Here is a 24,602-nt window from a genome sequence, read left to right on the forward strand (position 1 = left end):
CCCACGCCCCCACCCGGCCTCCCACAGAGTACCATTCCGATGGGAGGCCGGGTGGGGGCGTGGGCCGGTGCCGCCATGCGCCGAAAGGCGCATCGCCAAACCGTCTCTCAGACGTTGAACTTGAAATGCATGACATCGCCGTCATGCACCACGTATTCCTTGCCTTCCTGGCGCAGCTTGCCGGCTTCCTTGGCGCCGTTCTCGCCGCCCAGCGCGATGAAATCGTCAAAGGCGATGGTTTCGGCGCGGATGAAGCCGCGCTGCATGTCCGAATGGATCTCGCCGGCCGCCTCGGGCGCCTTGGCGCCCTTGTGCACGGTCCAGGCGCGGGCCTCCTTCGGGCCGACGGTGAAGAAGGTGAGCAGGTCGAGCAATTCGTAGCCGGCGCGGATGATCCGGGCGAGGCCAGCCTCGTGCAGCCCCATTTCCTCCAGGAAGATGAGCCGGTCTTCCTTGTCCATGCCGATCAGCTCGGCCTCGATCGCGGCCGAGACGATCACCGCGCTGGCGCCTTCGGCCGCCGCCTTCTCGAACACGCGGGCGGCATGGGCATTGCCCTCGGCCGCAGCGGCCTCCTCGACATTGCAGACATAGAGCACGGGCTTGGCGGTGAGGAGCTGGGCCTGGCGGAAGACGCGGGCTTCCTCCTCGTCCCTGGGCTGGGTCAGCCGCGCAGGCTTGCCTTCGCGCAGCAGCTCCAGCGCCTGGCCGAGCACGCTGGCGGCGATCTTCGATTCCTTGTCGCCGCCGGTGGCGCGCTTGGCGGCGGCGGGCACGCGCTTTTCCAGGCTTTCCAGGTCCGACAGCAGCAGCTCGGTCTCCACCGTCTCGGCATCGGCGATCGGATCGACACGGTTGTCGACATGCTGGATATCGTCATCCTCGAAGCAGCGCAGGACGTGGATGATCGCATCCACCTCGCGGATATTGCCGAGGAACTGGTTGCCCAGCCCTTCGCCCTTGGACGCGCCGCGCACCAGCCCGGCGATATCGACGAAGCCAAGCTGCGTCGGGATGATCTTGGCCGAGCCGGCGATCTCGGCCAGCTTGTCGAGCCGCGGATCGGGCACGCCGACTTGGCCGACGTTGGGCTCGATCGTGCAGAACGGATAGTTCGCCGCCTGCGCCGCCTGCGTCTCGGTCAGCGCATTGAACAAGGTCGACTTGCCGACATTCGGCAGGCCCACGATCCCGCAACGGAAACCCATTCGAAACTCCTTCTGGTCCGCCCGCGAAAGCGGGAACGGACGCGGCGCCGGCAAAGGCGCGATACATCACATCGGCGGGCCCATAGCGGCCGTGGGCCCGCTTGGCCAGTTGCCCGGGCGGGGCCGGCGCGCTTCATGGAAATTTCAGCCCTTGGGCCTATGCCCTGGTGCCATGAACCTCCTGACGCGAATCGCGATCCCGCTTCTGGCCGTGGCACTGGCGGCGGGGTGCCGCGAGAGCCCCGATGCCCAGTTCGACCGCGCGCAGGCCAGCTATGCCGCGCGCGATTTCGAGGCGGCGCGGATCGCGGTAAGCGCCGCGCTGCGGGATGAGCCCACCAATCGCGACATGCTGGCGCTGCTGGCGCGCATCCAGCTCAACCTCGGCGATGCCGATGCCGCCGACGGCGCGCTACGCCGCCTGATGGCGACCGGCGCCAAGGGGCCGGAGATCCGCATCATGCTGGCCGAGCTGGCGCTGCTGCGCAAGCAGCCGGACGAGGCGCTGAAGCTGGCGGCCAGTTCCACTTCCACCGACAGCTGGCGCATCCGCGCGGGCGCCTATCTCCAGCTTGGCGAGCAGGACAAGGCAGCCGACGCGTTCGAGCAGGGCATGGCCGCGGGCAACGACATCCGGCTGGCCACCGATTACGCGCGCTTCCGCCTGCAGGCCGATGACGCCCCGGGCGCCGCCGCGATCTACCAGCGGATGCAGGCGATGGCGCCCGATGCTTACGAGACGCAAGTGCTCGCGGGCGATCTCGCCGTGGCGCGCGGCCAGACGCAGGATGCGATCACGGCCTATCGCACGGTCACACGCAATTTCCCCGGACGGATCGCGCCTTATCTGGCGCTGGCCAGCCAGCTTGACCTGCAAGGCAAGGTCGATGCGGCCATGGCGGAAGTGGAAAAGGCCGAAAAGCTCGGCAGCGGCAATGTCGATGTCCAGACGCTGAAGATCCAGCTCCTGTCCGAAAAGGGGGAGTGGCAGAAGATCCGCGATGCCTTGCAGGGGCAGGAAGGCGATCTGGAACCGGGCTCCGGCCTGGGCATGACCTATGCCGAGGCGCTGCTGCGCCTGGGCCATCCCGAACAGGCCCGCGTGTTGTTCGCGCGGGCGGTGCTGGTGTTGCCGGGCAATCCCTATGCGGCGATGATGCTGGGCGAGGCGCAGCTTGCCACGGGCGACGCCGCCAGCGCCTGGGCCACCTTGCGGCCGCTGGCCGAAAGCACGCTGGCCGATGCGCGCCTGCTGGAACTGGCGGAAAAGGCCGCGCGCGCCTCGGGCGATCCCGAGGCCGACAGGCTGCGCGACCGCTTGCAGCCGCAACGGCTCAAGGCCGTGCAGGCGCTGGTGGGGCAAGGGCAGGCGGCGCTGATCCGGCAGGACTGGAACGCCGCCATCCCGATCTATGAGCGCCTGCTGGGCGCCGGCCCCGATCCCGAAGTGCTGAAGCGGCTTGCCTTCGCCTCCAGCAAGGCGGGGCGCGGCGATGCGGCGATCGGCTATGCCGACCGGGCACTGGCGATGCAGCCGGCCAATGCCGAATACCTGCACATGGCCGGGCTGGTCCGGCTCAATGCCGGCAAGGACCTGCCGGAAGCGCTACGCTATCTGCAGGCGGCGGCCACCGCCGATCCGCGCAATGCCGACATGCAGGCCGATCTTGCCAAAGCGAAAGCCGTTGCCGGCTGATCGCCGACAACGGCCCGCCCCCGCGCCTGGAAAAAGAGGGATTGGCGAAAACCGCGCCGTGAGGCGCGTTCTCTGATGGTCGTTTAACGCCGGGCCTTGCGGCGGCGCGCGACGCCGAGGCCGATCAGGCCCAGGCCCATCATGCCCAGCATACCGGGCTCGGGAACGGCCGTGCCGCCCGAACTCGACGATCCGCCGCCCGAAGTGCCGCCCGACGAGGTGGTGGTGCCGCCGCTGGTGCTCGAGGTGCTGCCGCACATCTTGCCGCCCTGCGTGTGGCCGCAATTGCAGTAGTGCGTATGCTGGGTCCACGAACCCCCGGCGAAAGCGGGCGTGCTGGTGGCCAGCGCGGCGGTCGCGACCAGCGCGGCGGAAAGGATGATCTTGCGGTCCATATCGTACCCCCGATGGCGAAGATGGTTGACGACATGGAAAGCAAACCGCGTGCCACATACGCAATTGCGCGGCCATCGTTGGTTAACGAAGCTTACGGCGCGCGCCTGTTGTAATCCATTCCGACACTCGGGCCATGCTTGATGCCCGGCTCCGGGGTGTCCCGGATCAGTCGAGCACGTCTTTCACCCAGGGGCCATAAGGGCCGTCACCCAGCCAGGCGAGCTGCGATTCGCGCGAAACCCGGTTGATCTCCGCCTGCGGTTTCGGTCCCGGATGGACCGCGCGGCGCAAGGGCCGGGTGCCCGGCGCCATCGCGGCGATCTCGGCGATCGCGGTCGGCACCTCGACCGGGTCGGGCATTCCAGGCGGGATCTCGCCCTTGCGCGCGCTGCGCATGGCCTTCATCCGCTCGACCATCTCGGGATAGGCGCCCGCGACATCGGCGGTGACGCGATCGCGCAGCGCCTGGGTATATTTCGCGCGGTTCTGGCCGACTTCGGTGGGATAGCCGCCCGGCTCGATGATGACGACGTCGATGCCGTGCGGGACCAGCTCGTAGGCAAGCTGTTCCGACATCGCCTCTACCGCGAACTTGCTCGCCGAATAGAGCCCGCCGGCCGGCATCACCACGCGCCCCTGCTGCGAGGAGATGTTGACGATCAGCCCGGACTTGCGCCGGCGCATCCCCGGCAGCACCGCCCGCGCGGTGCGCTGGTAGCCGAAGACGTTGGTATCGAAGGCCAGCCGGGTCGCTTCCAGGTCGTGCGCCTCGACCGGCCCGCCGATGACCACGCCGGCATTGTTGACCAGCACGTCAAGCGGGCCTCCGTTCAGCCGCTCGGCCTCGGCGACGGCCCTGGCCACCATCTCGTCGGACAGGACATCGAGTTCGAGCACGGTGATGGCCAGCTTCTCGTCGCGCGCGAGGCGGCGCAGCTCCTCGGCCTCGGGCCGGGGCAGGTTGCGCATCGTCGCGAAGACGCGCGCGCCGCGCCGGGCATAAAGCTCCGCGCCGATCCGCCCGAAGCCCGACGAGGTGCCGGTGATCAGGAAGCTCTTGCCCGAAAGGTCTGGAAGCGTGGCGGCTCTGGCGGCGGGCAGGGCTGACAAGGCCGCCAGCGTGCCGCTGGCGGCAAGCAGGTTGCGCCGGGTGATCGTGGTCATCGCAGTCTCCCTTGCTGGTGGCGGGAGTCTACTCATGCGGTGGCGCGTGTCGAGCGGTCAGTCCTGCATCCGCAGCGCGACGTCGTTCATGAAGCGGGTGTCGTCGCCCGCCGCCAGCAGCGGCGCCTCGGCGGCGATCGCGCCCAGCATGTCGGCGAGCGGGTCCATCTCGGCCTTGGCGAAATTGCCCAGGACATGGCCGGTGACGCGGTCCTTGTGGCCGGGATGGCCGATGCCCAGCCGCACGCGGCGGAAATCGGGGCCGAGGTGCTGGTCGATCGAGCGCAGGCCATTGTGCCCGGCGGTGCCGCCGCCGCGCTTCACCTTGACCTTGAACGGCGCGAGATCGAGCTCGTCATGAAACACGGTGAGCGCATCGGGCGCGAGCTTGTAGAAACGCATCGCCTCGCCCACGGCGCGGCCGCTTTCGTTCATGAACGTGGCGGGCTTGAGCAGCAGGACTTTCCCGCCGCCGATGCGGCCTTCCTGCAACCAGCCCAGGAACTTCTTCTGCACAGGGCCAAAGCCATGGACCTCGGCGATCGTGTCGATCGCCATGAAGCCCACGTTGTGCCGGTGCAGCGCGTATTGCGGGCCCGGATTGCCGAGGCCGACCCAGAGTTGCATGGAGGACGGGAAGGCTCCCCCCGCGAGGGGGAGGAGCCGTTCCGGTTACTCGCCAGCCGCTTCGTCGGCGGCGGCTTCGCCATCGGCGCGCTTGAGCGCGGACGGCGCCACGATCGTGGCGATGGTGAAATCGCGATCGGTGATCGCGCTTTCCGAACCCGCCGGCAATACGACGTGGCTGATGTGGATCGAATCGCCGACTTCACGGCCCGTGACGTCGATCGCGATCTCTTCGGGGATCTTGTCCGCGTCGCAGACCAGTTCCAGCTCGTGGCGCACGATGTTGAGCACGCCGCCGCGCTTCAGGCCCGGCGAATCTTCCTCGTTGGTGAAGATCACCGGCACCGCGACTTCGACCTTCGCATCGCGCGAAAGGCGCAGGAAATCGACGTGCAGCGGGCGATCGGAGACGGGGTGGAAAGCCACGTCCTTGGGCAGCGTCCGCACTTGCTTGCCGCCGACTTCGACCAGCACGATCGAGTTCATGAAGTGGCCGGTGCCGAGCTGGCGGCGCAGTTCCTTCTCCTCGACGTGAATCGACAGCGGTTCTTCCTTGCCGCCATAGACGACGGCGGGGACGCGGCCTTCGCGACGCAGTGCACGGGAGGCTCCCTTGCCAGCCCGTTCGCGCGTCTCGGCCGGCAGGGTAAGCGTATCGCTCATAATCTCTACCTTTCGAAATTCGGATGTTCGTGTTTCGACCCGCCACGCCTCCAGGGATGACCATGACGGGAAGCGCGCGCCCATATCGGCAAAGCCGCGCGAATGCAAGCGCGCTCAGCGCAGCCGCGTGACCTTGTAGCCGCGCGATGCGAGCAATGCCGGCAAGCCTTCCGGCCCCGCCATGTGCGCCGCGCCCACCGCCACGAAGGGGCGACGGCCGCGGGCCATCTCGCCGGTGATCCGCGCGATCCAGCGCTGGTTGCGGCCGGTGAAGAGCGCGGCGCGCAATTCCGGGTCGGCCATCAGGCCGCGCCGGGTCTCGCGTTCGATCGCGACCATGTCGCCGCGCCGCCAGACGCCGGCGATATCCTCGTCGTCGCTGTCGACCACGTCCGGGTCCGCGACGACGGCGTCGAGCAGGTCGCGCTGCTCGGCCTCGGGCAGCGCGTCGAACAGCGCGAGCTGGCCCGCCGCGCCTTCCAGCTCGACGACCGGACGGCCCTTCGCGGCGGCGATCACGGCGCGGTCGATGCCGTTGCGGGCCTCGGCGCGTGGGCTGTCGGCCTGCGCCAGCATCAGCGCGGCGGCCCAGGTCTCGGTCGCGGCGAAATCGCCGTCGCCGATGTGATGGCGATCGAGATAGCGCATGAGCGCCGCGCGCCGCTCCGGCTCGACCCGCTGCGACAGCGGCGGCTGCCCCGGCGTTGTCGCGAGGCGGACGAACACGGCGGAAACGGCGGCCTCATCGGCGATATTGGAGACTTCGACCATGATCTCGTCCGCCGCGTCGAGCGCTTGCGCGACCGGGGGCGTGCGCCAGGCGATCGGCCGTTCGGCCGCGTGGATCGTGCCGAACAGCCAAGCTTCCTGCCCGTCGGCGCCTTTCACGCGCCAGATCGCCGGATCGGCTTCGGCCGGCTCGCGCGCGCAGCCGGCGAGCGCAAGCGCCGGGACGAGCAGCAGCAGGGCCAGCAGCAGGGCAGGGCGCCGGACCATCGCGCGGGGCCCCTACTGGACGCGCCGCACCTCGATGCCGGCGGTGGTAAGCTGTTCCTGCACGCTGCCGGGGCCGGCCAGGTGCCCCGCACCGACGGCGACGAACACCGTGCCCGGCCGCTCCAGCCGCCGGGCGATCCATTTGCCCCAGGCCCGATTGCGGTTGATCAGCAGGATTTCCATGAGCTGGGGATCGGATTCGCCTTCGTTCATCAGGCGCGCCAGCTCATCGGCGTTGCCCGCTTTCCACGCCGCGACCATGGCCTTGAGATCGGTGCGGATCGTCGGCAATTGCGCCAGCACTTCGTTCAGGTACTTGCGCTGGGCTTCGGGGGGCAGGCTGTCGAACAGCCCGATCTGGTACTCGGGGGTTTCCAGCCCCGCGTGCTTGACCCCCTTCGCCGCCGCGACCGCGACCAGCCGCGCCTCGACCCCGTTCGCGGTGGCATAGCCTTCCTGCAGCAGCGGCAGGGTGGAAAGGCCGACGGCGGCATACCAGATGTCGTAACGGTCAAAGAGCGAGACGGGCACCTGCATCGTGCTCAGCGCCGCTTCGTACGTCGATTTTTCCTCCGGGCTGAGCATGGCGCGCAGCGATTGCCCCTGCGGAAGCTGGGCGATCTGGCCCACCAGCGCCTGCATATCGGCCGGGGCCGGCGCGACAATCTCGGTCATCAGCTCGTCCGAATGGTCGAGCGCGGCGGCCACCGGGCCGTTGAACCAGTCGATGCCCTGGGGCAGGACATGGACCGTGCCGAACAGCCAGATGGTGGTATCCGCGTCGGCGATCTTCCACAGCGCGGGACGCGCCGGTTCGCCAGCAGACGCCGGCGCGCTCGCGACTTCGGGTGCCGGCGTGGCGGCAGGCTGCGGGTCGAGCGCGAAGGCGGGCGGCGCGATCCAGGCCGCGAGCATGGCGGCAAGGAGGACGAAAAAGCGCGAGATCGTGTGCATGGGCGCGCTTTATACCGGCGATCGGGCATCCGTCGATGCACGATTGCGCGGTTCGGGCATGGCTCGTTGTTGACCCGGCCGGCACCGTCGGTCAAAGACTCGCGCGATGCCGCAGACGTCCGCCTTGATGAGCGCCGGAGCACGCCTTTCCGGGCCTTTTCCGCGCGTGGAGGGCGCCAGTGACTGAGCGCGCGGCCGATTTCGCCGATCAGGCCCGTCACTGGGTGGCTTCGCCGGAAGGGGCGGCCATGCTGGCGCTATACCGGCGCGTGGCCGATCTGCTCAAGCAGGCGGACTGGCAGGGGATCGAAGGGGAGATCGCGCGCACCGGCGAGGAAGACCCGCTGGCCAATGTCGATGATCCCGATCTTGCGCCGGTGATTGCCGCCAAGATGGCCGACCGCCACCGATCGCGCGTGGCCTGCCTGGCCGAGCCGGCGGAGACGGCGCTGATGGCGGTGCTCGACTTTGCCGAGCGCGCGCTGGCCCGGGCCATGCCCGCGCGGGATTTCCCGACTGCGGTGGCCGCGCTGGCGACGCTGCGCGATCCGGTGGAGGGGTTCCTGACGGAAGTTCGCGTGGATGATGCCGATCCCGACAAGCGCCGCGCGCGGCTTGAGTTGCTTGATCGTTTCATTGCTGCAATGCACAATGTGGCGGATTTCTCGATGATCCAGGCTTAGGCGCCGCTTTAGCACCGGCCGGCGCGCGCCTTGCGCGATTTCGGTTTCGGGCAAGGGGGGCGGAAACACGAAAACCGATGTTGATGGGGTGTCGCCCGTGGCACCCACCCGATTGGAGACTGGCGAAAACAATGAACCAACAAGTCTACACCTTCGGCGGCAATGCCAGCAATGACGACCCGCGCAGCCGCGACAAGGTCGTCGTCGGCGGCAAGGGCGCGAACCTTGCGGAAATGGCCGGCATCGGCCTGCCGGTGCCGCCGGGCTTCACCATCACCACCGAGGAATGCGTCAAGTACCTGGCCGAAGGTTCGGACTTTTCCGAAAAGCTGCGCGCGGACGTGGCGCAGGCGCTGACCCATATCGAGCAGACCGTGGGCAAGAAGTTCGGCGACGCGGCAGACCCGCTGCTCGTCTCGGTCCGCTCGGGTGCGCGCGTGTCGATGCCGGGCATGATGGACACCGTGCTCAACCTCGGCCTCAACGATGCCACCGTGGAAGGGCTCGCGGCGGTTTCGGGCGACGCGCGTTTCGCCTGGGACAGCTATCGCCGCTTCATCCAGATGTATTCGGACGTGGTGCTCGGCATCGAGCACCATCTGTTCGAGGAAGCGCTGGAGATCGCCAAGGAAGACCAGGGCTATCTTGCCGACGTGGAGATGTCGGCGGATGACTGGCGCAAGATCGTGCGGCAATACAAGGATATCGTCGCGGCCGAGCTGGACCGCCCGTTCCCGCAGGACGTGAACGAGCAGCTCTGGGGCGCGATCGCGGCGGTGTTCGATTCCTGGGATTCGGACCGTGCCAAGGTCTATCGCCGGCTCAACGACATTCCGGGCGACTGGGGCACGGCGGTGAACGTGCAGGCCATGGTGTTCGGCAACATGGGCGATACCTCGGCCACCGGCGTTGCTTTCACGCGCGATCCGGCGACCGGCGAGAAGGCCTATTACGGCGAATGGCTGGTCAACGCGCAGGGCGAGGACGTGGTCGCGGGCATCCGCACGCCGCAGTACCTGACGCTGAAGGCGCGCGAGGCGGCGGGCGCCAGGCCGCTGTCGATGGAAGAGGCCATGCCCGAGGCTTACGGCCAACTTGCCGAGGTGTTCGAGCTGCTCGAAGGCCATTACAAGGACATGCAGGACATCGAGTTCACGGTGGAGCGCGGCAAGCTGTGGATGCTCCAGACGCGCTCGGGCAAGCGCACCGCCAAGGCGGCGCTGAAAATGGCGGTGGACATGGTCGCCGAGGGCCTGATCGACGAGAAGACCGCGATCCGCCGGGTCGATCCGATGGCGCTGGACCAGTTGCTGCACCCCACGCTCGATCCCGCCGCGCCGCGCGATATTCTCGGGCGCGGGCTGCCCGCCAGCCCCGGCGCGGCCTCGGGCGCGATCGTGCTGGATGCCGATACCGCCGAAAAGCACGCCGAACTGGGCGAGGCGGTGATCCTGGTGCGGATCGAGACCAGCCCCGAGGATATCCACGGGATGCACGCGGCCAAGGGCATCCTCACCGCGCGCGGCGGCATGACCAGTCACGCGGCGGTGGTCGCGCGCGGCATGGGCCGGCCTTGCGTTTCGGGCGCATCGGGCCTGTCGATCAACATGAAGGACCGCACCTTGCGCATGGGCAAGCGCGAGCTGAAAGAGGGCGATATCATCACGCTCGATGGCGCCAGCGGCGATATCATGGCGGGCGAGGTGCCGACGGTGGAGCCGGAGCTGGCCGGCGATTTCGCCGAGCTGATGAGCTGGGCCGACAAGCACCGCCGCATGAAAGTGCGCACCAATGCCGAGACGCCGGCCGATTGCCGCATGGCCCGCCAGTTCGGCGCCGAGGGCATCGGCCTGTGCCGCACCGAGCACATGTTCTTCGATGCCGGGCGCATCTCGGCCGTGCGCCAGATGATCCTGGCCGAGGATGAGGCCGGCCGGCGCGCCGCGCTGGAAAAGCTGCTGCCCGAGCAGCGCGCCGATTTCCATGCGATCTTCGAGGTCATGTCCGGCCTGCCGGTGACGATCCGCCTGCTCGATCCGCCGCTGCACGAGTTCCTGCCGCAAGGCGACGCCGAATTCGCCGAGCTTTCCGAAGCGATCGGCATTGGCGCCGAAACGCTCAAGCGGCGGGCTGACGAACTGCACGAGATGAACCCGATGCTGGGCCATCGCGGCTGCCGCCTGGGCATCACGTTCCCCGAGATCTACGAGATGCAGGCGCGCGCCATCTTCGAGGCGGCCTGCGATGTCGCCGAGGCGAGCGGCGACGCGCCCGTGCCCGAAGTGATGATCCCGCTGGTGGCGACCCGGCGCGAGTTGCAGATCCTGCGCGCGCTGGTCGACAAGGTGGCCTTGCAGGTCTTCGCCGAGAAGGGCCGCACGCTGGAATACATGGTCGGCACCATGATCGAACTGCCGCGCGCCGCGCTGATGGCGGGGGAAATCGCCGAGGAGGCGCTGTTCTTCTCGTTCGGCACCAACGACCTGACGCAGACGACGCTGGGTGTCAGCCGCGACGATGCCGCGCGCTTCCTCAGCCCCTATGTCGAAAAGGGCATCTACCCGCGCGATCCGTTCGTCACCCTGGATATCGAGGGCGTGGGACAGCTGGTGCGGATGGGCGCCGAGCGCGGCCGGGCCACCCGGCCCGACCTGAAGCTGGGCATCTGCGGCGAACATGGCGGCGATCCGGCCTCGATCGCGTTCTGCGAGGCGACCGGGCTCGATTACGTCAGCGCTTCGCCGTTCCGCGTGCCGATCGCCCGCCTCGCGGCGGCGCAGGCGGCGCTGGGGTGAGCTAGCGCTTCCAGCCGGAAAGAGTGAGGATCTCGAACCGCTCGACGGTTCGGCCATTCTCGCCCGCTTGCGCGAAGGCGGCTCTGGCGCGGGCCAGCGCCGCCTTGCCCAGCGGTGGGCCGGGATCCGCCAGCACGTTGGCAAGGCCCTGCGCGCGCAAGTCCGCGACCAGCCGATCAAGCGAGCCGAACGCGGCGTCGAGCGGGCGCGAGTCGATCACCGGATCGGCAAAGCCCGTGCGCTGGAGCAATTGCCCGCCGGCCCGCACATCGACTTGCGGATGGACGCGCGGCGCCGGTCGGTCGCTATCGGCGGCAAGCATCGCGGTACGCAGCACTGGCAGGCTGCCCGCGCCCATGAAGCTGGCGATCAGCAGGCCGCCGGGAGCCAGCGCGTGGCGCAAGTGGATCAGTGCGCCGGGCAAGTCGTTCACGGTGTCGAGCGTACCCAGGCTGGCGACAAGCTCGAAGCCTTCGAAGGCGAAAGGCAGTTCCTCGGCGAAGCCGTGCGCGGGCTCGGCCTGCTCCACCGCGCAGCCGCGCGCCGCCAGCGTTGCGGCCAGTGCTCCGGTCCAGTCCCCGACGATCAGCGCGCGGCGCGGCTCCAGGCGCAGGAAGGCGATCCGCTCGATCACGTCCTCCACCATGTCGTCGATCAGATAGCGCGGCGCATCGGCCGCGCGCTGCGACGCCAGCATCCGCCGGCGCGCGGCGATGCGGCGGGCGGGCGCGAAGATGCGGGGCGGGGCGGGCGGCGAAGCGGGGGGCGGTAAGGCCATGCCCGCTCCCTGCCGCGTCGGCCGCGCGCGCGCAACCGCTTGCGAGCGCGGCACGATCGGATAGCATCGGCGCCGTGCCTGTCGCCCGTGCCCTTGCCCCCGTCATCGACCTGGTGTTTCCGCCGCGCTGCCCGCTGTGCGGCGAGGCCATCGCGGCGCAGACCGGGCTTTGCGGTGGCTGCTGGAACGCGCTGGCGATCCCCGGAGCGCCCGCCTGCGCCTTGTGCGGCCGCCCGTTCGGCGATGGCGTGCCCGATGGCGCCACTTGCGCGCCTTGCCTGGCCGAACCGCCGCGTCATGACGGGATCGTCGCCTCCACGCTGTATAACGAAGCCTCGCGCAAGCTGGTGCTCGCGCTCAAGCACGGCAACCGCATCGCGCTGGCGCCGATGATGGCGCGGCTGATCGCGGCCCGGCTGCCCCCGCTGGGGCATGAGACGCTGGTGGTGCCGGTGCCGCTCCACCGCTGGCGGCTCTGGCGGCGCGGCTACAACCAGGCCGCCTTGCTTGCGCAGGAGATCGCGCGGACGACGGGCGCGACGCTGCTGGTCGATGCGCTGGAACGCCGCAAGCAGACCCCTTCGCTGGGCGGGCTGGGCCGCAAGGCGCGGCGGCGCGCGCTGTCCGGCGCGATCGCGGCCAATGCGCGCCGGACAGCGCGAATCAGGGGGCGGCGCGTGCTGCTGGTCGATGACGTGCTGACCAGCGGGGCCACCAGCGATGCCTGCGTTGCCGCGCTGAAGCGCGCCGGGGCGAGCGCGGTGGTCATCGCCTGCTTCGCGCGCGTGCTGGACGAAGCATTGCCCGCCACCTGACAAGCCAGCGCCAACCCGTTGCGGGCACGCAAATCATCTGAAATGGATACGAAAACGCCCGAGGCACTAGACCTCGGGCGTCCTCGTGACGAAACTTGCAGAGCCTTGCTTGCGCAATTCGGCAGCGCCCCTGTACGCCGCCTGGCCCGATCCCTCATGTCTCGCGGCCGACCCACCTTTTGGCGAGTCTCGGCCTGTCTTCCCTGAACCCTGGCGCTCGATTGTCAGCACCTGTGTGGTTCGTTGCAGCCCCCCCGGACTGCGCTGTCTAGTTCTCGCGAAACGGGCCTGAAGGAAAGCGGATTTGCGTGCTAACGCCGATTTTGGTCTACATCTGTTGTGATCCTGCAACATTGCCGAGAGGCCGGTTTTCTGGAGTTGAGACGAGAATGAGCGATGATTCGACCGCCGAGCGAGAACAGGGGTCCGCCTTCCTGCCCCGGTTCGACGGGCAGGGGCTGTTGACCGCGATTGCGGTGGACTGCGTGACCAGCGAGATTCTGATGGTCGCTTTCATGGATTCTGAAGCACTTGCGAAGACGCGTGAGACTGGGCTGGCCCATTTCCACTCGCGCTCGCGCGGGCGGCTGTGGCTGAAGGGCGAGACTTCGGGCCATGTCCTGCGGGTCGAGGAAATCCGCGTCGATTGCGATCAGGATGCGCTGGTGATGCTGGTCCGCCCGGCCGGACCGGCCTGCCATACCGGCGCGCGCAGCTGCTTCTACCGCCGGCTTGATGGCGACAGGCTTCAAAGGATCTCCGACTGATCCCATATCGCCGGCAAAGAGGACAAGGAGAGGACCAGCCGTGCCAAGCTATCGGGCCCCGGTGCGCGATGCGCGCTTTGTGATTCATGACGTGCTGAAGATCGCCGATCATGCCGGCCTGCCGGGGTTCGCCGGCGCGACGGCCGATATCGTCGATGCCGTGCTGGAAGAAGCGGGCAAGTTCGCCGCCGAGGTGCTGGCGCCGCTCAACGCGTCGGGCGATCGCGAGGGGTGCACCCGCCACGCCGATGGCTCGGTGACGACGCCGCAAGGCTTTCGCGAGGCGCTGGCCGCTTTTCGCGAATCGGGCTGGGGCACGCTTTCCGCGCCCGAAGCCTTCGGCGGGCAGGGGATGCCCCATGTCATCGGCTTCGCGGTGGAAGAGTTCATGTCTTCGGCCAACATGGCATTCGCGATGTATCCGGGGCTGACCAACGGCGCGGTGGGCGCGCTGCTGGCCAGGGGATCGGAGGAGTTGCAGCAGCGCTACTTGCCGAAGATGGTGGCCAACGAATGGCTCGGCACGATGAACCTGACCGAGCCCCAGTGCGGCACCGACCTGGGCCTTGTCCGCACGCGGGCCGAGCCACGCGCCGACGGCTCCTATGCGATCACCGGCACCAAGATCTTCATTTCCGCCGGCGAGCACGATCTGGCCGCGAACATCATCCACCTCGTCCTTGCGCGCACGCCCGATGCACCGGAAGGGACCAGGGGCATCTCGCTGTTCGTCGTGCCCAAGGTGCTGGTGAATGCCGATGGCAGCCTGGGCGCGCGCAACGCGCTGTCGTGCGGCGCGATCGAGCGCAAGATGGGCATCCACGCCAACGCCACTTGCGTGATGAACTATGACGGCGCCACCGGCTGGCTGGTGGGCGAGGAGAACAAGGGCCTGGCCGCGATGTTCATCATGATGAACGCGGCGCGGCTGGGCGTGGGCATCCAGGGGCTGGCGCAGGCCGAGGCGGCCTATCAGAACGGCGCGGCCTATGCGCTCGAACGGCGGCAGGGCCGGGCGCTGGGCGGGCCGGCCGAACCGGGCGCGCCGGCGGACCCGCTCGTGGTCCATCCCGATGTGCGGCGGATGCTGATGGATGCCAGGGCCTTCACCGAAGGGATGCGCGCGCTGGCGCTGTGGTGCGGCCTGCTGGTCGACTTGTCGGAACAGGCGGCCAGCGCCGAGGAGCGCCAGCGGGCGGATGATCTCGTCGGGCTGCTCACGCCGGTCATCAAGGGCTATGGCACCGACATGGGCTATGCCACGGCGACCGCGATGCAGCAGGTCTGGGGCGGGCATGGCTATATCGTCGAGAACGGCATGGAGCAGTTCGTGCGCGATGCGCGGATCGCGATGATCTATGAAGGCGCGAACGGGGTGCAGGGGATGGACCTTGTCGGCCGCAAGCTCGCGCGCGATGGAGGCCGGGCGATCCAGGCCTTCTTCGCCGTGGTGGACGATGCCTGCCGGCCGGACCCCGCCGACGATGCGGCGCTGGCCGCGATCGCCACGCGCGTGGGCAAGGCCAATGGCGAGCTGAAGGCGGCCACGCTGTGGTTCATGCAGAACGCGCTGGCCAGGCCCGACAACGCCGGGGCGGGCGCCTATGCCTATATGCACCTGATGGGCATCGTCGCGCTGGGCCTGATGTGGCTGCGCATGGCGCGGGCGGCGACGGGGCCGGGCGTGGCGACGGCGGATCGGGCCTTTCTCGATGCCAAGCTGGTCACGGCGCGCTATTTCGCCGATCGCTTCACGCCCGACGCCGGGGCGCTGCGCCGCAAGATCGAGGCCGGCGCGGATTCGACCATGGCCTTGCCGGCGCAAGCCTTCATCGCGGGCTGAAGCCGTGAAACGACGGCCCTCGGCGACGAGCCGAAGGGCGGTTTCGCCTTGTCGGTGACACCGGGCGCACCGCCGCATTTGGCTGGTTGGGCGGTAAGGGCATACCAATATCCGGTTCGGCAGGGGTGGTCTGAACAGGAGAAAACCGATGTCCATTCGCAAGACCCTTACCCGTGGCGCGGCTTTTGCGCTGATCGCGCCGCTGACGCTTGGCGTCGCTTACGCGCAGGATGCGCAGCCCGCCGAACCCGAAGCCGCGCCGGCCGAGAACGCGGCAACGCCGCCCGCCACGCTCGATACCAATGGCGATGGCAAGATGGATGCGTGGGATCGTGACGCCAATGGCGCGGCCGATGCCTGGGACACCAATGGTGATGGCACGCCCGACGCGGTCGACACCAATGGCGACGGAAAGCCCGACGCGGCCTTGCCGCAATGAGCGATCGGGGGGCGTGACGGCGCCCCCCTTTCCCATGCTGGCGGCCAGGGTGCGGGATCAGCCCAGGATTTCGTCCAGCAGGCCCAGCATGGCCGACCAGCTTTGCCGGTCCGCACTGGCATCGTAAGCGATCGCCGCGATCCCGCGCGCGTCGCTGCCCGGATCGGTGAAGCCGTGCTTCACGCCGCTATAGGCGTGGAAATGCCACTGCGCCCCGGCCCGGTCCATCTCTTCCCAGAAGGCGATCACCTGGCCGCGCGGCACCAGCGGATCGGCATCGCCATGGCACACCAGCAGCCGTGCCCGGATCGCGCCGGGCACGGCCGCCTGGCCGGTTTCGAGAATGCCGTGGAAGCTGATCGCCGCAATCAGGTCCTGCCCGTCGCGCGCGGCTTCGAGCGCGGCCTGCCCGCCCATGCAATAGCCGATCGCCGCCAGCGGCAGCCCCGCCGCCGCCGGATGGGCGCGCAAGGCCGCCACCGCCGTCGCCAGCCGGGCGCGGTAATGCGCGGTATCGGCGCGCAACGCATCGGCCAGCGCGCGGACGGCCGCCGGATCGCCGGGCGTCTCGCCATAGAAATCCGCGATCATCGCCAGATAGCCGGCCTCGGCCAGCAGGCGCGCGCGCCGTTCCATCGGCGCATTGGCATTGGCGATGGTCGGGAACAGCACGATCGCGGCGCGCGGCGCCCCGGCCGGCTGCGCGAGCCGTCCGGTCAGCGCCGTCGCGCCGTGGCTATAGGCAACCGGCTCCAGCCCGGTCATTCAGGCAGGAAGTCGGGCACCGAGAGGTAACGCTCGCCGGTGTCGTAGTTGAAGCCCAGCACGCGGCTGCCGGCGGGCAGGTCGGGCAGCTTCCTGGCGATGGCCGCCAGGGTCGCGCCCGAGCTGATGCCCACCAACATGCCTTCCTCGCGCGCGCAGCGCCGGGCCATGTCCTTGGCGGCTTCGGGCTCGACCTGGATCGCGCCGTCGATCGACTGGGTGTGCAGGTTGGCCGGGATGAAGCCGGCGCCGATGCCCTGGATCGGGTGCGGACCGGGCTGGCCGCCGGAAATGACCGGCGAAAGCGTCGGCTCGACCGCGTAGGCCTTCAGGTCAGGCCAGGTCTGCTTGAGCTTTTCCGCGCAGCCGGTGAGGTGCCCGCCGGTGCCGACGCCGGTGATCAGCACGTCGATGGGGGTATCGGCGAAATCGGTCAGGATCTCCAGGGCGGTGGTGCGCAAGTGCGCGTCGATGTTCGCTGGGTTGTCGAACTGCTGCGGCATCCAGGCGCCGGGGGTCTGCTCGATCAGCTCCTTCGCGCGCTCGATCGCGCCTTTCATTCCCTTTTCGCGCGGCGTCAGATCGAACGAGGCGCCATAGGCAAGCATCAGCCGGCGCCGCTCGATGGACATCGATTCGGGCATGACCAGCACCAGCTTGTAGCCCTTGACCGCCGCGACCATGGCGAGGCCGATACCGGTGTTGCCCGATGTCGGCTCGATGATCGTGCCGCCCGGCTGCAGGCTGCCGTCGGCCTCGGCCGCCTCGATCATGGCCAGGCCGATACGATCCTTGATCGAGCCGCCGGGATTGGCCCTTTCGCACTTCACCCAGACTTCGTGGTCGGGGAACAGGCGCGACAGACGGATATGCGGCGTATTGCCGATAGTGGCGAGAATGCTGGCGGCTTTCATGTGTCGGACTCCCTCTGGCGATATTGCGGGGCGAAGGTTCGTGCGTGGCGAATCTCGGGAAAGAGGTATGCCCACAAGCCAGTGATGATTATCGCACCCACCCCGCCGAAGACAACCGCTCCCGTTGCGCCCAGCAGCGCGGCGGCCAGGCCCGACTGCATCTCGCCCAGCTCGTTGGAAGCCGATACGGCCAGACCCGAAATCGCCGAGACCCGCCCGCGCATGTCATCGGGCGTGTTGAGCTGGATCAGCGAGCTGCGGATGAAGACCGAGACCATGTCGGCCGCGCCCAGCAATGCCAGGAAGCCCAGCGAGAGCGGGAAGCTGCGCGAAACGCCGAAAGCCAGCGTCATCGCGCCATAGGCCGCGACCGCCAGCAGCATCTTCACGCCGACATTGCGTTCGAGCGGCCGGAACGAGAGGACCAGCGCGACAAGCGCCGCGCCCACGGCGGGGGCGGCGCGCATCTGGCCCAGCCCCTCGGGGCCGACTTGCAGGATATCGCGCGCGAACACGGGCATCAGCGCGGTCGCGCCGCCCAGCAGCACGGCGAAGAGATCAAGCGTCACGCAGCCCAGCAGGAAGCGCTCGTTCCAGATGAAGTGGAAGCCATCGACGATCTGGCGCACGGGGTGGGGGCGCCGCGCGTCCATCGGAGGAGGGCGCAGGCTGCGGATGGCGAAGACGCTGAACGCGGCGATCACCATCAGGGCCGCCGCCGTCCAGTAGGGGATGGCCGGATGGCTGGCGAAGAGGAAGCCGAAGGCGGCGGGCCCGGCCACGCTGCCAGCCTGCCAGGCAATGGAATTGAGCGCCACCGCGCGCGGGATCAGCGACGACGGCACGATGTTCGGCGCGATCGCGCTCATCGCCGGATTGACGAAGACCCGCACCGTGCCATGCAGCGCGGCAAAGCCGAACAGCAGCGGCAGGCTGCGGAACTGTAGCGCCGTGGCCGTGCCCAGGCCCAGCGCGATCAGCAGATCCAGGCACATCGCCAGCCCCGCGACGGTGCGGCGATCAAACCGATCGGCGACCACGCCGGCCACCGGCGTCAGCAGCATCAGCGGCAGGAACTGCGCCAGCCCCAGCAGGCCGAGCTGCAGCGATGCCTGCGCGATGCTCATGCCGTATTCGTCGCGCGCGACGTCGTAGAGCTGATAGCCGATGATCACGACCATGCCGGTCGTGGCGATCACCGATGTGAAGCGGGCGAGCCAGAACTTGCGATAGTCGGCAATGCGCAGCGGGGATGTCGGTTCGGTCACGCCCGGGCCATGGCAGCGGCGCGGGCGCTTGCCAAGGCGTTGCGTGGCGTGCCGGGCGCCCGCGCGTCAGATGGTGACGCGCGCCGTCAGCTTCACATCGCGCCCGGCGATGGGAACGAAGTCGCGCGTTTCCGAAGCCGCCCGCCGGCCGATGACGTCGAGCAGGTTGTCGCCCGACAGGATCAGGCTGAGCGGGCCGTCCTCGCCCAGTGGCCGCCAGCTTACGCTTGCGTTGACGAGGGTGAAGGCCGCGGTCGGGTTCTCGTTTTCGCTCACGCGGCCTTGTCTGGCGTTGTATTCCACCTCGCCGCGCAGGGTCAGCGCCGGGGCACTGTATTCCAGCCCGCCGCGCACGCGCAGCGGCGGAATCCGGGGCACGGGGCCCAGCCCGACCAGCCGGGCGCGGGTATAGTCCGCACCGCCGTCGATCTTGACCGCGCTTTCTCCCCAGCTTGCCAGCGTGACCGCGCCTTCGGCCTCGATACCGCGGAAGCGGGCGGCTGCCTGGGTATATTGGTAGACGGGAAAGCCCTCGACCACCTCATCCGTGGGAACCGCGGTGATGAAGTCCTTGAAATTGGTGCCGAAGGCGGTGAGCGAGGCGACCACGCCGCCCGAATTATAGCGCAGGCCCGCCTCGATGCCGTTGCTGCGCTCGATCGAGAAGCCGGGATCGCCGCGTTCATAGGACTGGGTGGCATCGTGCAGCCCGTCGATGAACAGTTCCTCGGCCGAAGGCGCGCGCTCGCCATGCGAGGCCGAGAGGCTGACAGTCAGCGCGTCGGCCGGATGCCAGGCCAGCCCGGCCACGCCCGACCATTGCGAGAAGGCGCGCTTGCGCCGGTCGGGCAAGTCGCGCACCGCCGTGCGTTCGAAGCGCAGCGCGCCTTCGACGTCGAGCGGGCCGACTTCCAGCCGCTGGAGCGTGAAGGCGGCGAAACGGTCGGTCTGGTTGTCGGGCAGCAGGTCTTCGCCGCCCGCGACGTCGAGCCGCGAGGTGCCGTATTGCAGGCCGCTGGTGCCGCTCCACGCGCCGTGCCGCTGCTGCACGGCCTCCAGCCGCGCCTCGATCGCATTGCTGCTGAACACGGTGCCGGTCGCCCCGTCCTCGATCTCGGCGTGCCGGTAGTCGCCATAAGCGCCCCGGAACTCGAGCCGCTTGAACACGCCATCGAGATTGAGCCCGGCGCGCATGTCGATGCGGGTCTGGCGCAGCGAGATGGCGACGCTTTCCGGCTCGGCCTCGGGGCGCGGCGGAATGCCATAGTCATTGGCGAGCCGCTGCACCGAGACGCCGATGTCGCCGCCTGCGTCGATGAAAGCCAGGCCGCCGCCCAGCGTCCAGCCTTCGGCGCCGCTGTTGGCGATCGAGCCGCGCCGGTTGGCCTGCATGACCAGCGAATCCGCGCTATCGGCATCGCCTTCGCCGCGCAGGGCATCCGCTTCGCCCAAAGTGGCGGCGCGCAACTGGGGGGACAGCACATAGCCGCCCACGCGCTGGTTCTCGCTGTGGTTGTACGATCCATCGAAATGGGCGACGAGGCGCGGGGCCAGGCGGATATCGGCCGCCGCCCCGCCGAACACCGCATCGGCCGCCGTGCCATAGGAGCCGAGCGCGTCGAGCGTGAAGGGCTGGTCGGGCACCGCGCGCGGAATGCGCTTGTCGATCCCGTTGACCACGCCGCCCGAAGGATCGCCGGCATAGAGCAGCACGCGCGGCCCGTGCAGGACTTCGACCCGCTCCACATTCAACGTATCGAGCGAGACGGCATGGTCGGCCGAGACCGATGAGGCATCGAGCGAGCCGATCCCGTCCAGCAGCACTTGCACGCGCGGCCCATCGAACCCGCGCAGCACCGGGCGCGACACGCCCGGCGCGAAGCCGCTGGACGAAACGCCGGGCAAGCTGGCCAGCATCTCACCGATCTGCGGCTTGAGCTGGCGCGTCAGGGTATCGCCTTGCAGCACGACGGGGGCCGAGATGGGATCGCTGTTGCCCGAGATCAGGCGGCCGACCACGACGATGGCGGTGCCGCTGTCTTCAGGATGATCGGCATCCGCGGCGGGGGGATCGGCCTGGGCCGCGAGCGCGCTGGCGGGAAGGAAGGCGGTGGTGGCGAGCGTGGCGACTAGGGCGCTGCCGATAAGCAGTGCTGCGGTGCGGAATCGGGCGTTGTGCATCGCACCACGGTAATAGTGATGATATACTATAACAATATGCAATCGTACGCCGACGATAAAATGATGCGAGCCGGCGCCAGACGGAAATTGCCGGCGAAGCGGAGGCGCGCGTTCAGCGGCGGGGGCGCAGCCGGGGATTGGGTTGCAGCGTATCGACCAGCTTGAGGAATTCGTCGAGCCGGATGATCCGTTCGAACTGGAAGCCGGCGCGATCCTCATAGGCCCAGATCAGGTGCGCCTCGATCCGGCCGATCACCGGAAAGCGGATCGTCAGGCGTTCGCCACGCTCCAGCTCGGGCGTGCCCTTGGCCATGAAGCCCTGGGCCGAAAGGTTGACGATGCGCAAGTGCACGTCGCCAAGCTGGCGGTGCTCGGCGATCACCTTGTAATCGACCGGGTGCCGCGCGGCGCGGCGCTTGTCGGTTACGGTAAGCTGTGCGCCTGCCACCATGATCGGCTCCATGCTCCTGCAATTATCGAGAGGATCACAATGCACGCAATTGGCAAAGAAACGGTAAACCCGGCACGGTCTTGCCGGCCAGCGCTTGCCGGGCTTGCCGGTTCCGGCGTTTTTGGGCCGGTGGTTTCGGGCCGGTGCCGCCATGCGCCCAAAGGCGCGTCTCGCGGGCGCCTGGTCAGCCGGACAGGAGAACCGCGTGCTTCTTGCGGCCCAGGCTGAGCTTGCGCGTGGCGCCGCCATCGACAGTGATGAGGAAGGCGGGATCGGTGACGGGCTCGTCATCGATGCGCACCGCGCCTTCGCCGATCTTGCGCTTGGCCTCGCCGTTCGAAGCGGTGAAGCCGACGGCGGTGCAGGCGGCGGCCAGCCGGATGCCTTCCGCCGGCACTTCCAGCGTGGGCAGGTCCTGTCCGAGCCCGCCGCCCGCGAACGTGGTGAGCGCGGTTTCGGCTGCCGTCCGGGCCGCCTCCTCGCCCCGGCACAGCTTCGTCACCTCGTTGGCGAGGACCACCTTGGCGTCGTTGATGCCGGCGCCTTCCAGCGCTTCGAGCCGGGCGATCTCTTCGAGCGGAAGGTCGGTGAACAGGCGCAGGAACCGGCCGACGTCGCGGTCATCGCAATTGCGCCAGTATTGCCAGAAGTCGTAGGCAGGAAGCTGGTCTTCGTTGAGCCAGACGGCGCCGGCGGCGGTCTTGCCCATCTTGGCGCCGTCCGCCGTGGTGAGCAGCGGCGTGGTCAGGCCGAACAGTTCGGTCCCGTCCATCCGGCGCGTCAACTCGATCCCGTTGACGATATTGCCCCACTGGTCCGATCCGCCCATCTGCAGGCGGCAGCCCTGCCGCCGCGACAGCTCGCGGAAATCGTAGGCCTGCAGGATCATGTAGTTGAATTCGAGGAAGGTCAGCGGCTGCTCGCGCTCCAGCCGCAGCTTGACCGAATCGAACGTCAGCATCCGGTTGATGGTGAAGTGCGGGCCGACGGTGCGCAGCAGTTCGATATAGCCAAGCTGGCTCAGCCATTCGTCGTTATCGACCATCACCGCGTCGGTCGGCCCGTCGCCGAACGTCAGCAGCCGTTCGAACACCGTGCGGATCGAGGCGATGTTGGCGCCGATCGCCTCGGGCGTCAGCATCTTGCGGCTTTCGTCCTTGCCCGAAGGATCGCCGATCTTGGTGGTGCCGCCGCCCATCACCACGATCGGCTTGTGCCCGGTCTGCTGCAGCCGGCGCAGCATCATGATCTGCACGAGGCTGCCGACGTGGAGCGATGGCGCCGTCGCGTCGAAGCCGATATAGCCGGGTACGACCTGCTTCGCCGCAAGCGCATCGATGCCTTGGGCATCGGTGATCTGGTGGATGTAGCCGCGTTCGTCGAGCAGGCGGAGCAGGGAGGAAGTGTAAGTCATGGCGCGGGCGCGCCTAGCATGGAGAAGCGCGCTTGCAAACGCACACGCTGATACCGCACCTTCAATCGCCGCCGCTGGCGGTGCAGTCGGTTTCGGGCCGGATCACTTCGGACGGCGCCTGGCTGCGCCTGCGCTGGCGGATCGACGGGCCTGCCGCGCTGGTCGTCCCGCCCTTCGCCGGCAAGGGCCGCGCGGACGGCCTGTGGCAGACCACCTGTTTCGAACTGTTCCTGCGAGCGCCGGACGAAAGCGCCTATCTCGAGTTGAACCTGTCGCCGTCGGAACGGTGGAATGCCTATGATTTCACCGGCTATCGCGCGGGCATGGCCGAGCGGCCCATGCCGATCGAGCCGACCTGCTCGTTTCGCGTCGGCCAGGCCATGGCGATCTTCGACGCGGCGGTGCCGCTGTCCGCCCTGCCACCGCGCCCGTGGCACGCGGCGATGAGCGCGGTGCTGGAAGAGGAGGGCGGGATCAAGTCGTACTGGGCGCTGGCGCACCAGGGGGATCGGCCCGATTTCCACGATCCGGCTTGCTTCGTCATCGACGTTCCGGCACCGGAAGCGCCATGACATCGGCCACCAAATTCGGCATCGACCGCCTGCTGGCGGACCCTGACTTGCGCAAGCCGCTGGCCGGCAAGCGAGTCGCCCTCGTCGCGCATCCCGCCTCGGTGACGGAAAGCCTGGTCCATTCGCTCGATGCGCTGGCGGCGTGCCCGGATATCCGCCTGACCGCCGCGTTCGGCCCGCAGCACGGGCTGAAGGGCGACAAGCAGGACAACATGGTCGAAACCGGGGACGAGACCGATCCGGCCTATGGCATCCCGGTGTTCAGCCTCTATGGCCAGGTGCGCCGCCCCAGCGCGCGGATGATGGCCGAGGCCGACGTCTTCCTGTTCGACCTGCAGGATCTGGGCTGCCGCATCTATACCTTCGTCACCACGCTGCTCTACCTGCTGGAAGCGGCGGCGGCGGGCGGCAAGAGCGTGTGGGTGCTGGACCGGCCCAACCCCGCGGGCCGCCCGATCGAAGGCACCACGCTGCTGCCGGGCCAGGAAAGCTTCGTCGGCGCCGGGCCGATGCCGATGCGGCACGGGCTGACGCTGGGCGAGATGGGGCGCTGGTTCGTCGATCACTTCGGGCTCGATGTCGATTACCGGGTGATCGCGATGGCCGGCTGGCAGCCCGATGCCGCGCCGGGCTTCGGCTGGCCGCAGGATCGCATCTGGGTGAACCCCAGCCCCAATGCCGCCAATCTCAACATGGTACGCGCTTATGCCGGCACGGTGATGATCGAGGGGACGACGCTGTCCGAAGGGCGCGGCACCACCCGGCCGCTGGAAGTGCTGTTCGGCGCGCCCGATATCGACGCAAAGGCGGTGCTGGCGGAGATGGAGCGCTTCGCGCCCGACTGGCTGGCGGGCTGCGGCTTGCGCGAATGCTGGTTCGAGCCGACCTTTCACAAGCACGCCCAGCATTTGTGCAACGCGCTGATGATCCATGCCGAAGGCCGGTTCTACGATCACCACGCGTTCCGTCCCTGGCGGTTGCAGGCGCTGGCCTTCAAGGCGATCCGGCGGCTGTGGCCCGACTATCCGATCTGGCGCGACTTTCCCTATGAGTACGAGTTCGACCGGCTGGCGATCGACGTGATCAACGGCGGGCCGGCCTTGCGCGAATGGGTGGACGATGCCGGCGCCGCGCCGGGCGACCTGGAGGCGCTGGCGGCGCGCGATGAAGCGGCCTGGCGCGAAACGGTAGCGCCGCTGCTGCTTTACTGAGC

23 protein-coding genes are annotated in these 24,602 nt (G+C 68.6%); 9 read left to right on the plus strand and 14 right to left on the minus strand.

Translation table 11 applies throughout. The annotated features are described in order from the left end of the window. Positions 1-107 precede the first annotated feature (107 nt). Complete coding sequence (gene ychF / locus PYV00_RS02925; protein WP_275226753.1) at positions 108-1,208, minus strand: redox-regulated ATPase YchF; 1,101 nt, start codon at positions 1,206-1,208, stop codon at positions 108-110. A gap of 172 nt (positions 1,209-1,380) precedes the next feature. On the opposite strand from ychF, the gene PYV00_RS02930 reads away from it, so the two are divergent. Then, complete coding sequence (locus PYV00_RS02930; protein WP_275226754.1) at positions 1,381-2,904, plus strand: tetratricopeptide repeat protein; 1,524 nt, start codon at positions 1,381-1,383, stop codon at positions 2,902-2,904. Positions 2,905-2,987: 83 nt separating this feature from the next. On the opposite strand, the gene PYV00_RS02935 is transcribed toward PYV00_RS02930, so the two are convergent. The 6 genes from PYV00_RS02935 to PYV00_RS02960 all read right to left on the minus strand — a co-directional run bounded on the left by PYV00_RS02935 (position 2,988) and on the right by PYV00_RS02960 (position 7,704). Further along, positions 2,988-3,299: a PEP-CTERM sorting domain-containing protein gene (locus tag PYV00_RS02935; RefSeq protein ID WP_275226755.1), complete on the minus strand. Its 312-nt coding sequence runs from the start codon at positions 3,297-3,299 to the stop codon at positions 2,988-2,990. Positions 3,300-3,465: 166 nt separating this feature from the next. Beyond that, positions 3,466-4,464 (minus strand): SDR family oxidoreductase, encoded by a 999-nt coding sequence (locus tag PYV00_RS02940; protein WP_275226756.1) that lies wholly within the window; start codon positions 4,462-4,464, stop codon positions 3,466-3,468. 57 nt (positions 4,465-4,521) lie between these two features. Continuing rightward, entirely contained in the window at positions 4,522-5,091 is a 570-nt protein-coding gene (gene pth, locus PYV00_RS02945; RefSeq protein ID WP_275226757.1) for an aminoacyl-tRNA hydrolase, read from the minus strand. Between the two features lie 45 nt (positions 5,092-5,136). Next, the gene (locus PYV00_RS02950) at positions 5,137-5,754 is read right to left on the minus strand and encodes a 50S ribosomal protein L25/general stress protein Ctc (RefSeq protein WP_275226758.1); all 618 of its coding nucleotides are present in this window, start codon (positions 5,752-5,754) and stop codon (positions 5,137-5,139) included. A gap of 114 nt (positions 5,755-5,868) precedes the next feature. Beyond that, entirely contained in the window at positions 5,869-6,750 is an 882-nt protein-coding gene (locus PYV00_RS02955) for a TraB/GumN family protein (RefSeq protein ID WP_275226759.1), read from the minus strand. 12 nt (positions 6,751-6,762) lie between these two features. Then, the gene (locus PYV00_RS02960) at positions 6,763-7,704 is read right to left on the minus strand and encodes a TraB/GumN family protein (protein WP_275226760.1); all 942 of its coding nucleotides are present in this window, start codon (positions 7,702-7,704) and stop codon (positions 6,763-6,765) included. Between the two features lie 179 nt (positions 7,705-7,883). On the opposite strand from PYV00_RS02960, the gene PYV00_RS02965 reads away from it, so the two are divergent. Next, complete coding sequence (locus PYV00_RS02965) at positions 7,884-8,387, plus strand: DALR anticodon-binding domain-containing protein (protein WP_275226761.1); 504 nt, start codon at positions 7,884-7,886, stop codon at positions 8,385-8,387. A 131-nt stretch (positions 8,388-8,518) separates the two neighbouring features. Then, complete coding sequence (gene ppdK, locus PYV00_RS02970; protein WP_275226762.1) at positions 8,519-11,182, plus strand: pyruvate, phosphate dikinase; 2,664 nt, start codon at positions 8,519-8,521, stop codon at positions 11,180-11,182. Between the two features lies 1 nt (position 11,183). On the opposite strand, the gene PYV00_RS02975 is transcribed toward ppdK, so the two are convergent. After that, positions 11,184-11,960, minus strand: coding sequence for a methyltransferase domain-containing protein (locus PYV00_RS02975; RefSeq protein ID WP_275226763.1), 777 nt, complete (start codon positions 11,958-11,960; stop codon positions 11,184-11,186). Between the two features lie 74 nt (positions 11,961-12,034). Here PYV00_RS02975 and PYV00_RS02980 point away from each other — a divergent pair, with 74 nt between their 5' ends. From PYV00_RS02980 to PYV00_RS02995, 4 genes are all read left to right on the plus strand, one after another. Beyond that, positions 12,035-12,775: a ComF family protein gene (locus tag PYV00_RS02980; protein ID WP_275226764.1), complete on the plus strand. Its 741-nt coding sequence runs from the start codon at positions 12,035-12,037 to the stop codon at positions 12,773-12,775. Between the two features lie 389 nt (positions 12,776-13,164). Next, positions 13,165-13,542 carry a phosphoribosyl-AMP cyclohydrolase gene (hisI, locus tag PYV00_RS02985; protein WP_275226765.1) on the plus strand — a complete coding sequence of 126 codons (378 nt, stop codon included), beginning with the start codon at positions 13,165-13,167 and terminating at the stop codon, positions 13,540-13,542. 40 nt (positions 13,543-13,582) lie between these two features. Next, positions 13,583-15,385 carry an acyl-CoA dehydrogenase C-terminal domain-containing protein gene (locus PYV00_RS02990; protein ID WP_275226766.1) on the plus strand — a complete coding sequence of 601 codons (1,803 nt, stop codon included), beginning with the start codon at positions 13,583-13,585 and terminating at the stop codon, positions 15,383-15,385. 148 nt (positions 15,386-15,533) lie between these two features. Next, positions 15,534-15,824, plus strand: coding sequence for a hypothetical protein (locus tag PYV00_RS02995; RefSeq protein ID WP_275226767.1), 291 nt, complete (start codon positions 15,534-15,536; stop codon positions 15,822-15,824). A gap of 57 nt (positions 15,825-15,881) precedes the next feature. On the opposite strand, the gene PYV00_RS03000 is transcribed toward PYV00_RS02995, so the two are convergent. From PYV00_RS03000 to tyrS, 6 genes are all read right to left on the minus strand, one after another. After that, positions 15,882-16,589: a dienelactone hydrolase family protein gene (locus PYV00_RS03000; RefSeq protein WP_275226768.1), complete on the minus strand. Its 708-nt coding sequence runs from the start codon at positions 16,587-16,589 to the stop codon at positions 15,882-15,884. Next, positions 16,586-17,503, minus strand: a complete 918-nt coding sequence (gene cysK, locus PYV00_RS03005; RefSeq protein ID WP_275226769.1) for a cysteine synthase A — start codon at positions 17,501-17,503, stop codon at positions 16,586-16,588. Before cysK ends, PYV00_RS03000 begins: the two co-directional genes overlap by 4 nt. Beyond that, complete coding sequence (locus PYV00_RS03010) at positions 17,500-18,771, minus strand: MFS transporter (RefSeq protein WP_275226770.1); 1,272 nt, start codon at positions 18,769-18,771, stop codon at positions 17,500-17,502. The genes cysK and PYV00_RS03010 overlap by 4 nt, the downstream gene beginning before the upstream one ends. A 66-nt stretch (positions 18,772-18,837) precedes the next feature. Beyond that, positions 18,838-20,952: a TonB-dependent receptor gene (locus PYV00_RS03015; protein WP_275226771.1), complete on the minus strand. Its 2,115-nt coding sequence runs from the start codon at positions 20,950-20,952 to the stop codon at positions 18,838-18,840. 112 nt (positions 20,953-21,064) lie between these two features. Then, entirely contained in the window at positions 21,065-21,403 is a 339-nt protein-coding gene (locus PYV00_RS03020; protein WP_275226772.1) for a PilZ domain-containing protein, read from the minus strand. Between the two features lie 184 nt (positions 21,404-21,587). Then, entirely contained in the window at positions 21,588-22,817 is a 1,230-nt protein-coding gene (gene tyrS / locus PYV00_RS03025) for a tyrosine--tRNA ligase (protein WP_275226773.1), read from the minus strand. A 32-nt stretch (positions 22,818-22,849) separates the two neighbouring features. On the opposite strand from tyrS, the gene PYV00_RS03030 reads away from it, so the two are divergent. Together PYV00_RS03030 and PYV00_RS03035 are read left to right on the plus strand one after the other, a co-directional pair. Then, positions 22,850-23,389 carry a DOMON-like domain-containing protein gene (locus PYV00_RS03030; RefSeq protein ID WP_275226774.1) on the plus strand — a complete coding sequence of 180 codons (540 nt, stop codon included), beginning with the start codon at positions 22,850-22,852 and terminating at the stop codon, positions 23,387-23,389. Then, positions 23,386-24,600 carry an exo-beta-N-acetylmuramidase NamZ family protein gene (locus PYV00_RS03035; RefSeq protein WP_275226775.1) on the plus strand — a complete coding sequence of 405 codons (1,215 nt, stop codon included), beginning with the start codon at positions 23,386-23,388 and terminating at the stop codon, positions 24,598-24,600. The genes PYV00_RS03030 and PYV00_RS03035 overlap by 4 nt, the downstream gene beginning before the upstream one ends. The last annotated feature ends 2 nt before the right edge of the window (positions 24,601-24,602 follow it).

Origin of the sequence: Novosphingobium album (ex Liu et al. 2023) (assembly GCF_029076845.1) — a bacterium.
In the GTDB taxonomy this organism is placed as follows: Bacteria; Pseudomonadota; Alphaproteobacteria; order Sphingomonadales; family Sphingomonadaceae; genus Novosphingobium.

Coding starts and splice junctions, on each gene's coding strand:
- ychF (WP_275226753.1), bottom strand. CDS start 1,208: ATGGGTTTCCGTTGCGGGATCGTGGGCCTGCCGAATGTCGGCAAGTCG.
- PYV00_RS02930 (WP_275226754.1), top strand. CDS start 1,381: ATGAACCTCCTGACGCGAATCGCGATCCCGCTTCTGGCCGTGGCACTG.
- PYV00_RS02935 (WP_275226755.1), bottom strand. CDS start 3,299: ATGGACCGCAAGATCATCCTTTCCGCCGCGCTGGTCGCGACCGCCGCG.
- PYV00_RS02940 (WP_275226756.1), bottom strand. CDS start 4,464: ATGACCACGATCACCCGGCGCAACCTGCTTGCCGCCAGCGGCACGCTG.
- pth (WP_275226757.1), bottom strand. CDS start 5,091: ATGCAACTCTGGGTCGGCCTCGGCAATCCGGGCCCGCAATACGCGCTG.
- PYV00_RS02950 (WP_275226758.1), bottom strand. CDS start 5,754: ATGAGCGATACGCTTACCCTGCCGGCCGAGACGCGCGAACGGGCTGGC.
- PYV00_RS02955 (WP_275226759.1), bottom strand. CDS start 6,750: ATGGTCCGGCGCCCTGCCCTGCTGCTGGCCCTGCTGCTGCTCGTCCCG.
- PYV00_RS02960 (WP_275226760.1), bottom strand. CDS start 7,704: ATGCACACGATCTCGCGCTTTTTCGTCCTCCTTGCCGCCATGCTCGCG.
- ppdK (WP_275226762.1), top strand. CDS start 8,519: ATGAACCAACAAGTCTACACCTTCGGCGGCAATGCCAGCAATGACGAC.
- PYV00_RS02975 (WP_275226763.1), bottom strand. CDS start 11,960: ATGGCCTTACCGCCCCCCGCTTCGCCGCCCGCCCCGCCCCGCATCTTC.
- hisI (WP_275226765.1), top strand. CDS start 13,165: ATGAGCGATGATTCGACCGCCGAGCGAGAACAGGGGTCCGCCTTCCTG.
- PYV00_RS02995 (WP_275226767.1), top strand. CDS start 15,534: ATGTCCATTCGCAAGACCCTTACCCGTGGCGCGGCTTTTGCGCTGATC.
- PYV00_RS03000 (WP_275226768.1), bottom strand. CDS start 16,589: ATGACCGGGCTGGAGCCGGTTGCCTATAGCCACGGCGCGACGGCGCTG.
- cysK (WP_275226769.1), bottom strand. CDS start 17,503: ATGAAAGCCGCCAGCATTCTCGCCACTATCGGCAATACGCCGCATATC.
- PYV00_RS03015 (WP_275226771.1), bottom strand. CDS start 20,952: ATGCACAACGCCCGATTCCGCACCGCAGCACTGCTTATCGGCAGCGCC.
- PYV00_RS03020 (WP_275226772.1), bottom strand. CDS start 21,403: ATGGTGGCAGGCGCACAGCTTACCGTAACCGACAAGCGCCGCGCCGCG.
- tyrS (WP_275226773.1), bottom strand. CDS start 22,817: ATGACTTACACTTCCTCCCTGCTCCGCCTGCTCGACGAACGCGGCTAC.
- PYV00_RS03035 (WP_275226775.1), top strand. CDS start 23,386: ATGACATCGGCCACCAAATTCGGCATCGACCGCCTGCTGGCGGACCCT.